This is a genomic window from Corynebacterium bovis DSM 20582 = CIP 54.80 (assembly GCF_030408615.1).
GTDB classification, from domain to species: domain Bacteria; phylum Actinomycetota; class Actinomycetes; order Mycobacteriales; family Mycobacteriaceae; genus Corynebacterium; species Corynebacterium bovis.
This window is the reverse complement of sequence record NZ_CP047187.1, coordinates 1,185,669-1,197,016: the sequence shown is the minus strand read 5'-3', so window position 1 is coordinate 1,197,016 and position 11,348 is coordinate 1,185,669. Positions and strand designations below refer to the sequence as shown.

The 11,348-nt window shown below is 72.8% G+C and carries 8 protein-coding genes; all 8 read right to left on the bottom strand.

The window, feature by feature from the left end; genetic code table 11:
- Window positions 1–1,217 precede the first annotated feature (1,217 nt).
- On the bottom strand, window positions 1,218–1,877 hold the full coding sequence (locus CBOVI_RS04710) for a TIGR03085 family metal-binding protein (RefSeq protein WP_125187069.1): 660 nt from the start codon (window positions 1,875–1,877) through the stop codon (window positions 1,218–1,220).
- 185 nt (window positions 1,878–2,062) lie between these two features.
- The gene (locus CBOVI_RS04705; protein ID WP_232625866.1) at window positions 2,063–4,348 is read right to left on the bottom strand and encodes a ribonuclease J; all 2,286 of its coding nucleotides are present in this window, start codon (window positions 4,346–4,348) and stop codon (window positions 2,063–2,065) included.
- Window positions 4,349–4,355: 7 nt separating this feature from the next.
- Complete coding sequence (gene dapA, locus CBOVI_RS04700) at window positions 4,356–5,258, bottom strand: 4-hydroxy-tetrahydrodipicolinate synthase (protein WP_010265452.1); 903 nt, start codon at window positions 5,256–5,258, stop codon at window positions 4,356–4,358.
- A 75-nt stretch (window positions 5,259–5,333) separates the two neighbouring features.
- Complete coding sequence (thyX, locus tag CBOVI_RS04695) at window positions 5,334–6,110, bottom strand: FAD-dependent thymidylate synthase (protein ID WP_010265450.1); 777 nt, start codon at window positions 6,108–6,110, stop codon at window positions 5,334–5,336.
- 8 nt (window positions 6,111–6,118) lie between these two features.
- Window positions 6,119–6,868, bottom strand: a complete 750-nt coding sequence (dapB, locus tag CBOVI_RS04690) for a 4-hydroxy-tetrahydrodipicolinate reductase (protein ID WP_029157713.1) — start codon at window positions 6,866–6,868, stop codon at window positions 6,119–6,121.
- A gap of 122 nt (window positions 6,869–6,990) precedes the next feature.
- Window positions 6,991–9,249, bottom strand: a complete 2,259-nt coding sequence (locus tag CBOVI_RS04685; RefSeq protein WP_010265448.1) for a polyribonucleotide nucleotidyltransferase — start codon at window positions 9,247–9,249, stop codon at window positions 6,991–6,993.
- A gap of 322 nt (window positions 9,250–9,571) precedes the next feature.
- Window positions 9,572–9,841, bottom strand: coding sequence for a 30S ribosomal protein S15 (gene rpsO, locus CBOVI_RS04680; protein ID WP_029157712.1), 270 nt, complete (start codon window positions 9,839–9,841; stop codon window positions 9,572–9,574).
- Window positions 9,842–10,076: 235 nt separating this feature from the next.
- Window positions 10,077–11,180: a bifunctional riboflavin kinase/FAD synthetase gene (locus CBOVI_RS04675; RefSeq protein WP_010265446.1), complete on the bottom strand. Its 1,104-nt coding sequence runs from the start codon at window positions 11,178–11,180 to the stop codon at window positions 10,077–10,079.
- Window positions 11,181–11,348: the final 168 nt, after the last annotated feature.

Here is an 11,348-nt window from a genome sequence, read left to right as displayed (position 1 = left end):
CAGTCGTCGTCGGCGTGGCCGAAGCCCAGCCAGTCCCCGACCGTGCGCGCGAGGTCACGGACCGTGAGCCCGGTGAGCTGGAGGCCACCGTAGAGCACGACGAGGGCGAGCAGCGGCACCGCGAGGAACGGGCTGAACCCGACGGCCATCGGGGTGCCGACGAGCGTGCCGACGATGCCGCCGGCATGCGCCCGGCCGACCGTGTCCCCGGGCTGACCGGCGAAGATGTGGACCATCCCCAGCATCGCGAGGACGATGAGCCCCGTGCCGACGCCGAGCCGGACGCGGGAGCGCTGGGTGACGTCCACGCCGACCATGAGGATCCACGCCACGCCCGCCAGCAGCACCGGGACGACGAGGGCGGCCGCACCGACGACCCACGTCAGCGCGAACGCGACGCCGGTGCCGACGGCCCCGCCGACGCCGAACCACAGCGTCCCCGCGAGGACGAGGGCGAGGGCGACGACGCCGATGGCCGGGCCGTCGATGCCGCCCCCGAGCCGGGTCGTGTCGGGGACGGTGCCGGGCCGGTCCCCGGCGCCGGTGGTCGCGGCGTCGTCCGCGGCGGTGTCGGCGTCGGACCGGTCGCCGTCGTCACCGGCCCCCCGGCGGCCGGCCCCGGCGACGACGGTCGTCGGGGCATCGGGGCCGGTGGTCTCCGTGCCGGTCGCGCCGGTCGTGCCGGCGTCGGCGGCGGCCCGGCGCCGGCCACGGCCCCGGCCGCGACGAGGGGACGCCGTCATGACGGTCGTCGCCTCCTCCGCCATGAGGTCGTCGTCCAGCCCTCCGGCTTGACCGCGACCCTCGACGGCGTCGTCGTCGGCCCGGGACGCCCGGGTGGCCGGCGCCGTCGCGAGGCGGCGCGTGAGGCCGCCGATCCCCCGCGCGGCCCCGCCGAAGACGGAACCGAGGGAGGACCCGACCGCGCCGAACGCGCCGGAGGTCCGTTCAAAGTCAGTCGTATCGTAGGGTGCCCGCGCGCGCGTGGGCCGGCGCGCGGCGTCGCGCGGGCCAGCACCCCGCGGTCGGGTCTGCGAGTGGGTACGACTGGTCGTTGACATGCCCGCCAGTCTACGTTGTCAGACCCCATCCGTAACAGTTGCAACACGCGTCCCGTTCGTGCCGGCGCGCCGGCGGCGTCCGGGGCCGGACGCCCGGGCCGGTCCGTGGCGGAGCCGGGGCCGCACCGCAGGCCGGACGCCGGGCGGGCGGGGGCGTCAGATCGCGGTCCGCGTCGCCCGCTCCACCGGGCCGTCGACGACGACCTGCGCGGCACCGTCCCGGCCGTACAGCCACAGCAGCAGTTCCACCGCGTCACCGCTGACCGTCACGGTGTCCGCGGCGCCGCTACGCCCGGCCGTGCGGGTCGCCGGGCCGCGCCCGGGGTCGGCCCGGCGCAGGGTCACGCGCGCGTCGGCCGTCGAGAGGAACACCGGCGCGGCGAGCCGGACGACCCGCCACACCGCGTCGCGGGTGCGCTGCGGGAGATCCCGCGGAGGGACGGCGTCGACCCCCGACCCCTCTCCCCCGGACCCCGCGGCACCGGCCCGACGGACGTCCTCGTGGTGGATGATGTTCTCCGCGAGGTTCACCACCGGGTCCAGCAGGGCCATCGGGCTCCACCGGGGCGGGCCGGCCCGGAAGAGCCGCACGGCGTCGGCGTAACCGCGGGCCGCGACCTGCCTGCTCACCTCGTCGAGGTGCCCCGCGAGGCGGGGGACGACCATGCCCGCCGCGGCGTCGGGCCGGTACTCGCGGACGACGAGGTGGACGGCGAGGTCCTTCGTCGTCCACCCCTCGCACAGCGTCGGGGCGTCCGGGCCCCGCTCGAGGAGGAGGTCGGCGAGGGCGCGTCGTTCACGGGAGGCGATACTCATGCCCCCACCCTACGCACGCCCCCGCGTCCCCGGCCCCGGCCCGGGCCCCGCACGTGAGCCCGGACCGGCCCCGACCCGGCCCCGCCCCCCCCCGAGCCGGCCCCGGACACGGCCCCGGACACGGAACCGCCCGGCGGCACCGGCTGGCGGCACCACCGGGCGGAACCGGTGACAGGGTGACGGCGTCAGTCGACGACGGCGTCGGCCGGGTCGATCTCCTCGATGATCTCGCTCGTCATCGGGACGACGGTCGGCACGACGAGCGGCTCACGCTTCCACTTGTCCTTGACGAACTTCGCGACCTTCCGCCGGATCGCCTGCGCCATCCGGTAGGGGTCGTTCTCCCCCTGGCCGGCGAGGTCGAGCATGACGTTGTCGACGAGCTCGCGGACCTCGGACATCATGTCGCGGGAGGCGTCGGAGAAGCCCTTCGCCTGGACCTGCGGGTCCTCCAGCGGGCGGCTGCTCCGGTTGTCGATGACGACGGTGACGGAGATGAGGCCGCCCTCCGCCATCGTCGTGCGGTCCTCGAGGACCTCCTCCCCGACGTCACCCATCGTGGTGCCGTCGACGTAGAGGTTGCCCACGGGGATCTGGCCGACGACGCTCGCGCGCCCGTCGACGAGGTCGACGACGACACCGTTCTGGGCGAGCGGGACGTTGTCCGGGTTGACGCCGGTCGAGATCGCGAGATCCCGGTTGGCCCGGAGGTGGCGCCACTCACCGTGGACCGGCATCGCGTTGCGCGGCCGGGCGGCGTTGTAGAGGAACAGCAGCTCCCCGGAGTAGCCGTGACCGGAGGTGTGGACCTGGGCGTCCCGGCCGGTGATGACCGTCGCGCCGATCTGGGACAGCATGTTGATGACGCCGTACACCGCCTCCTCGTTACCCGGGACGAGCGACGAGGACAGGATGATGAGGTCACCGTGGCGGACGGTGATCTGACGGTGCTCGCGGCGGGCCATGCGGGACAGGGCCGCCATCGGCTCGCCCTGCGTGCCGGTCGTGACGAGCACGACCTTGTGCGGGGCCATCTTCGCGGCCTCGTCCATCGACACGATCGTGCCGCGCGGTGCCGTGAGCAGGCCGAGGCGCTCGGCGATCTCCATGTTCCGGATCATCGAGCGGCCGTTGAAGGCCACCTTGCGCCCGGCCGAGACCGCGGCGTCGACCGCGGACTGGACACGGGAGACGTTCGACGCGAACGACGCGATGATGACGCGCTGCTTCGCCTCGCCGACGAGCCGGCGCAGCGTCGGCGCGATCGCCGCCTCGGAGCCGGAGATGCCCGGCGTCGTCGCGTTCGTCGAGTCGCAGAGGAACAGGTCGACACCCTCGTCGCCGAAGCGGGAGAGGGCCGGCAGGTCCGTCGGACGACCGTCGAGCGGGGTCTGGTCCAGCTTGATGTCACCGGTGTGGACGAGCAGGCCGGCGCCGGTCTTCAGCGCGATGCCGAGGCACTCCGGGATGGAGTGGTTGACCGCGAAGAAGCGGATGTCGAACGGGCCGCGGCTCTCGTGCGAGTTCTCGTCGACCTCGATGAGCTTCGGGCGCTGCCGGTGCTCCTGGCACTTCGCCTGGATGAGCGCGTTCGTGAAGCGGGACCCGATGATCGGGATGTCCGCGCGCTGCTTGAGCAGCCACGGGATGGCGCCGATGTGGTCCTCGTGACCGTGGGTGATGACGAGGGCCTCGACGCGGTCCCACTTGTCGTCCAGGTAGGAGAAGTCCGGGAGGATGAGGTCGACGCCGGGCTCGCCCGAGCTCGGGAAGAGGACGCCGCAGTCGATGATGAGCAGACGGTTGTGGTACTCGAAGACCGTCATGTTACGGCCGATCTCCGAGATCCCGCCGAGCGCCACGATCCGCAGACCGTCCTTCGGCGCCTTCGGCGGCTTCGGGAGCCGCTGCGTGAGGTCCGCGCCCTGCATCGACTTCAGCGTGCCCTTGCGGTTGTCGCCGCGGTTGTCGCCGCGGTCCTGGCGACCACGGCCGCCGCGCTGGCCCCCGCGGCCGGACTGGCCGCCGTTGCCGGAGCCCTGGCCCCGGCCGCCGCGGCCGCCCTTGGAGCCGCCGCCGTTGTTGTTGCCGGAGTTGTCGTTGCCGCCGCCGTTGTTGCCGCCGCCGTTGTTGTTGCCGGAGTTGTTGCCGCCGCCGTTGTTGCCGCGGCCGCGGGCGCGACGCGAACGGTTCCGGCCGCCGTTGCCGTCGTTGTTCCCGTTACCGCCGTTGCCGGCGTCACCGGTGTCCCGGTCGCCGTCGGAGTTCTGACGGTCCCCCGTGGAGTCGTTGTCCCCGGACTCCGGGGCGGCGGCGCGACCGCCGTCGTCGAACGTGGTCACCGCGGTGTCGCGGCCCGTGTCCTGCTCGTCGGCGGTCGTGTTGCCCGCTTCTGCTGCGGCTGCGGTGTCCGCGCTCGGCGGCGCGGCCTTGCGGGTGACCTTGCGGCCCCGCGATCGGTTTTCAGTCATATCTTCCTTACACCCCTGCGTCCTGCAGGTCTTGCTCCAGCTGATCGAGCTCAGCCGGGGTCGGTTCGATGATGGGCAGGCGCGGCGCGCCGACCTCGACGCCACGGAGGCGGAGTGCCGCCTTCGCGAATGCCACGCCACCGAGACGCCCCATCGCCCGCTGAAGCGGGGCGAGGCGCACGGCGATCGTGCGGGCCGTGGCGAGATCACCTGCGTCGAAGGCGTCCCGCAAGGCCTTGAGTTCCGTGGCCGCCACGTGGCCGATGACGGAGATGAACCCCGTCGCACCGGCGGCGAGCCAGGAAAGATTGAGTGGATCGTCACCCGAGTACCACGCGAGGTCCGTCGTCTCCATGAGCTCGGTCGCCGCGAAGAGGTCGCCCTTGGCGTCCTTGACGGCCACGACCGACGGGTGTCCCGCCAGCCGACGGATCGTCTCCGGGGCGACCGGGACGACCGACCGCGAGGGGATGTCGTAGATGCACACCGGCGTGTCGACGGCGTCGGCGACGGCCGTGAAGTGCCGGTAGATGCCCTCCTGGCTGGGCCGGGAGTAGTACGGGGTGACGACGAGCAGCCCGTCCGCACCGGCGTCCTGGGACGCCTTCGCGATGCGCACGGACTCGGCGGTGTCGTACGTTCCTGCACCGGCGACGAGTGAGACGGTGTCGCCGAGTTCGGACCGTACCGCTGTGAGCAGGCGGAGCTTCTCCTCCACGGACACGGTGGGTGACTCACCCGTCGTGCCGCCGAGGACGAGGGAATCGCAGCCCTGGTCGACGAGACGGCCCGCGAGGACCACCCCCGCCTCCAGGTCCAGTGACCCGTCCTCGGCGAACGGGGTCACCATCGCCACTGAGACCGTGCCGAAGGTCTCGGCTCCTCTGGTCGCTGCCATGCCTGTGCTCATGAATGTCAAGGGTACCTGCCGACAGGGTGAAGACACACACCCGGTGCCCCGGCGTGCCGCGGCCGGCGCAGCGGATCAGATGTCGTTGACGTACGGACTCGAGGCCATCGCCGAGCCGTCCCGCAGCGTCGTCACCGAGAAATCCCCGAAGACCTCCGGGCTCATCTCCGTGAGCAACCGCAGGCACCGCACCGCGACCTCCCTGATCTCGGGGTCGGCGTGCTCGACGGCACGCATCGCGATGAAGTGCCGCCACGAACGGAGGTTCCCGGTCATGACGAACCGGGTCTCCGTCGCGTTCGGGAGCACCGCCCGGGCCGCCTGCCGCGCCTGCTTGTCCCGCAGGACAGAGTTCCCGCCCGTCCGCGAGCCGGCGGCCCCGTCCGCGGAGGGGGCGTCGTCGAGCCCCTCGAGGAGCTCCGCGTACGCCTCCCCCGCGACGTCGACGGCCCGGAGGAACAGCTCGGTGAGCCGCTCGTCCGCGGCGACCGCGGCGGGCACGACGACGCGCGTGCCGTCCGCGTGGACGTACCGCTGGGACAGCTGGCTGAAGGAGAAGTGCCGGTGCCGCATGATCTCCTGGGCGCAGGAGCGCGAGACCCCCCGCACGTACACCGTCGCGGTCGCGTGCTCGAGGACCGCGAAGTGGCCCACGTCGAGGATGTGGCGCAGGTACGCCGCGTTCGTCGCGGTGTGCGGGTTCGGCTTGTCCCACGTCTCGTAGCACGCGCGCCCGGCGAACTCGACGAGGGCGGCGGGGCCGTCCGCGTCGGTCGACCAGTCCACGTCCGACGGCGGCGTGAAGTCCGTCCGCGCGATGAGGCGGACGTCCAGGTCCGCTGCTGATGCCACGCCGGGCCTCAGCTGTCGAGGCCGAGGACGTGCTCCAGCCCCACGGTGAGCCCGGGGGTGGACGCGATCCGGTCGACACCGAGGAGCACGCCCGGGACGAACGACTCCCGGTCGTAGGAGTCCTGGCGGATCGTCAACGACTGCCCCGTCGTCCCGAAGATGACCTGCTCGTGGGCGACCATGCCCGTCATGCGCACCGCGTGCACGGGGACGCCGTCGACGTCGGCCCCGCGGGCGCCGTCCAGGGACTGCTCCGTCGCGTCCGGCTGCGCGCCGAGGCCGGCCTCCGCCCGCGCGGCGGCGATGCCCTCGGCGGTGTGCACCGCCGTGCCCGACGGGGCGTCCTTCTTGTTCGGGTGGTGGAGCTCGATGACCTCCGCCGACTCGAAGTAGGGGGCGGCGATCCGCGCCAGGTGCATGGTGAGCACCGCCGAGATCGCGAAGTTCGGGGCGACGAGCACGCCGACCCCGGGGGCGTCCGCCAGCCAGCCGCGGACGGTCTCGTACCGCTCGGCCGTCCACCCCGTCGTCCCGACGACGGCGTGGATGCCGTGGCGGACGCAGAACCCGACGTTGTCCATCACCGCGTCCGGCACGGTGAAGTCGACGACGACCTCCGTGCCGCTGTCCACCAGCTGCTGCAGGTCGTCACCGCTGTCCAGCGCGGCCGAGAGCTCCAGGTCCTCCCTGGCCTCCACGGCGGCGACGACCGCTGTCCCCACACGTCCGTGGGCACCAAGAACTCCGACTCTCGTCATCTTCAACTCCTTCGGTGGGAAGTGGACTCAAGGACGGGGACCTGACGGGCGGGCCGGTCGGTGGCCGCCGGTCAGGTCCCCGGGTGGACGGCGGGGTCACACCCCGACGGTGACGGGGCGCGTCATTCCCCGACGGGGACGAGGGAGATCTTGCCCCGGTTGTCGATGTCGGCGATCTCGACCTGGATCTTCTCGCCGACGGAGACCTCGTCCTCGACCTTCTCCACGCGGCGGTCGCCGCCGAGGTTCGAGATGTGGACGAGGCCGTCGCGCCCCGGGAGGATCGAGACGAACGCGCCGAAGGCCGTCGTCTTCACGACGGTCCCGAGGAAGCGGTCCCCGACCTTCGGCAGCTGCGGGTTCGCGATCGCGTTGACGCGGTCGACGGCCGCCTCGGCGGCGGCACCGTCGGTCGCGGAGACGAAGACGGTGCCGTCGTCCTCGATCGTGATCTGGGCGCCGGTCTCCTCGGTGATCTGGTTGATCGTCTTGCCCTTCGGGCCGATGAGCTCGCCGATCTTGCTCGGCGGGACCTGGAGCGTCGTGATCCGGGGGGCGTTGTCGCTCATCTCGTCCGGGGAGTCGATCGCCTCGGCCATCGTCGAGAGGATCTCGAGCCGGGCGGTCCGGGCCTGCGTCAGGGCGTCGCCGAGGACGGACGACGGCACACCGTCGAGCTTCGTGTCCAGCTGGAGGGCCGTGACGAAGTCCTCGGTGCCGGCGACCTTGAAGTCCATGTCACCGAACGCGTCCTCGGCCCCGAGGATGTCGGTGAGCGTGACGAACCGCTCCTTGCCCTTGACCGTGCCGCTGACGAGGCCCATCGCGATGCCCGCGACCGGGGCCTTCAGCGGCACACCGGCGTTGTACAGCGACAGGGTCGAGGCGCACACGGAGCCCATCGACGTCGAGCCGTTGGAGCCCAGCGCCTCGGAGACCTGGCGGATCGTGTACGGGAAGTCCTCCCGGGACGGGATGACGGGGACGAGCGCGCGCTCGGCGAGGGCCCCGTGGCCGATCTCACGGCGCTTCGGGCTGCCGACGCGTCCGGTCTCACCCGTGGAGTACGGCGGGAAGTTGTAGTGGTGGATGTACCGCTTCGACTCGTTGGAGCCGAGGCCGTCGATCTGCTGCTCCATCTTCAGCATGTCGAGCGTCGTGACCCCGAGGATCTGGGTCTCGCCCCGCTCGAACACCGCCGAGCCGTGGGCGCGCGGGAGGAACTGGACGACGATGCCGAGGTCACGGATCGTCGTGTGGTCCCGGCCGTCGATGCGGAAGCCCTCGGTGAGGATCCGGTCCCGGACGATGGTCTTCGTGACGTCGTTGTGGGCGGCCCGGATCTCGCGCTCCCGGTCGGGGAACTGCCCGGCCAGGGTCTCGACGACCTCGTCGAGGTTCGCGGCGAGGGCCTCGTCGCGCTCCTGCTTGTCGGCGACGGACATGATGTCCGCGAGCGCGTCGGCGGCCTCGGCCTCGACGGCGCTGAGCACGTCCTCGCCGAAGGGCGGGAAGAGCTCGAACTCGCGGGTCGTCGGGTCGACGGCGGCGGCGAGCGCGGCCTGGGCCCCGCACAGCTCCGCGATGAACGGCTTCGCCGCCTCGATGCCCTCGGCGACGACGGCCTCGGTCGGGGCCGGGGCGCCGGCGGCGACCTTCTCCACGACGTCGGCGGTGGCCCCGGCCTCGACCATCATGATCGCGACCTGATCGGCGCCGTCGCCACCGGACTTCCGGCGGCGGCCGCCCTTCGGCTGCTCGACGACACGGCCCGCGACGACGAGCTCGAAGACCGAGGACGCGACCTGATCACGGGTCGGGAACGCGACCCACTGCCCGTCGGCGTGGTCGTCGTCGACGACGAGCGCCATGCGGACACCGCCGACCGCGCCGGACACCGGCAGGCCGGACAGCTGGGTGGAGGCGGACGCGCCGTTGATGGCGAGGACGTCGTAGAGCTCCTGCGGGTCGACCGACATGACGGTCACGACGACCTGCACCTCGTTGCGCAGGCCCTTGACGAACGTCGGCCGGAGCGGGCGGTCGATCTGCCGCGCGGCGAGGATCGCCTCCGTGCTCGGGCGCCCCTCACGGCGGAAGAAGCTGCCGGGGATCCGCCCCGCGGCGTACATCCGCTCCTCGACGTCGACGGTGAGGGGGAAGAAGTCCAGCCCCTCCCGGGGGTGGGTCGACGCGGTCGTCGTGGAGAGGAGCATCGTGTCCTCGTCCAGGTAGGCCGTCACGGCCCCGTCCGCCTGGCGGGCGAGGAGCCCGGTCTCGAAGCGGACCGTGCGGGTCCCGAAGTCACCGTTGTCGATGGTGGCCACGGACTCCCAGACACCGGCGTCGGCGTCGATGAGTTCTGCCTTGTGAGCGCTCATGTACTGAGTTTGCGCCTTTCTCTCTGTCGTTCCCCGCCCGGTGACGGCCGATCGTCGGTGCCGGCTGTCACGGTGGGACGGGGTCGGGCCCGGGGCCGTTGCCTCCGGGTCGGCGGCGCCCCTGGCGGGCGTCGCGATTGTCCTCGATGGTCTCGGTGTGATTCGTGACAATTCCCCCCAGACCCTACCACCCCGGACACGACGGAACCCCGCCGCCCGGTGGGGGCGACGGGGTCAGCCGTGGATGTGCCCGGTGTCCCACCGGGCACGGGCCGCCGGCGTCGGCCGCGGGGGACGGACCCCCGGGGACGCCGGCCGGGACTCAGCGGCGCAGGCCGAGGCGCTCGATGAGCGTACGGTAGCGCTCGACGTTGTTCTCCTGGAGGTACTTCAGGAGGCCCTTGCGGCGGCCGACGAGGAGCAGGAGGCCGCGGCGGGAGTGGTGGTCGTGCTTGTGCATCTTCAGGTGCTCGGTGAGCTGGCGGATGCGGACCGTGAGAAGCGCGACCTGCGCCTCCGGGGACCCGGTGTCCGTCTCGTGGAGGCCGAACTCCTTGAGGGTCGCGCTCTTCTGCTCGGTGGTCAAAGCCATGTGTGTCTCCTCGGATCGTTGTTCCAGTCCGCGCGATCGGACCCGGTTCCTGGGGGGGAACGACGCCGTGGGTGCCGTCCGGCGCAGGGGCTGCCGGGTGCCGTGACTACCGCGGACCACAGTCACGGACCGGTCAAGCCTAGCGTGCCGTCCCGCCCGACCCAAACCCGGGTCCCGCCGACCCGGCCCCGCCCGGCCGCAGCCGGCCGCCCGCGGACCCGGACGCCGCCCCACCTCAGGCCGAGGTCGGCGCGACCGTCATCCCCCGCACCTGCGCCACGTCCCGGGCGATGGCGTCCATGAGCTCGTCGACGCCGCTGAACGCGACCATGCCCCGGACCCGCCCGGTGAAGCGCACCCGCACCCGGCGGCCGTAGAGGTCCGCGTGGTGGTCGAGGACGAAGGCCTCCACGCTCCGGCGGGCGTCGCCGAAGGTCGGGTTCGAGCCGACGGACACCGCCGCGGGCAGGTCGACGTCCACGGGCATCGTGCCGACGACCGCCCCGGCGTCCACCCCCGCCTCCGGGTCAGGCAGGATCCGCAGGTAGCCGGCGTAGACCCCGTCCGCGGGCAGGGCGTAGCGCTCGTCGAGGTACAGGTTCGCCGTCGGGAACCCCAGCTCCGCCCCGCCCCGACCGGCACCGTGCACGACCTCCCCGACGACGTCGAAGTCCCGGCCGAGGGCCTCGGCCGCCCCCTCGACGTCCCCGGCCGCGAGCCGGCCCCGGATCCACGTCGAGCAGACGACGTGCCGGTTCCCCGACCCGGAGCCGTCGGCCTCCGCCCCGTCCCCGCCGTCACCGGCGGCACCGGCGGCGGCCCCCGCGGCGGTCGCGGCGTCGTCACCCCCGGCCGGTGCCCCGGGGTCCGTGAGGAGGTCGACGACCGTGACGTCGATGCCACGCTCCCGACCGAGCTCGACGAGCGTCTCCGGGGTGCCGGACGCGCGGTGGCCGAAGGTGAAGTTCGCCCCGACGACGACCGCCCGGGCGTGCAACGTGTCGACGAGCACGCGGTCGACGTACTCGGCCGGCGACCACGAGGAGATCTCGTCGTCGAAGGAGATGACGACGGCGGCGTCGATGCCCGCCTCCCCCGCCAGGGCCGCCCGCTGGGCGACCGTGCCGAGCAGCGGCGGCACCCGGTCCGGGCTGAAGATCTCGGTCGGGTGGGGGTCGAACGTGCACATCACCGCCGGGACCCCGAGCGACCGCGCCGCCGTGACCGCGCGGGAGATCAGCTCACGGTGCCCACGGTGCACGCCGTCGAACACCCCGATGGTGACGACCGAGCCCGTGAGGTCGGAGGGGACGCTGTCGAGTCCGTGCCAGATATCCACGCCGACCAGACTACGACATCACCCCTCCCCCTAGACTGTCCGCATGACCGACCGCCCCTCAGGCCCCTCCTCCGCCCCCCGCCCGGACGCCGGACCGGCCCGACCCGACGCGGCCCGCCCGGCGGGGTCCGTCCTCGAGCGCTCCGGCCTCGTCATCGTCGACAAACC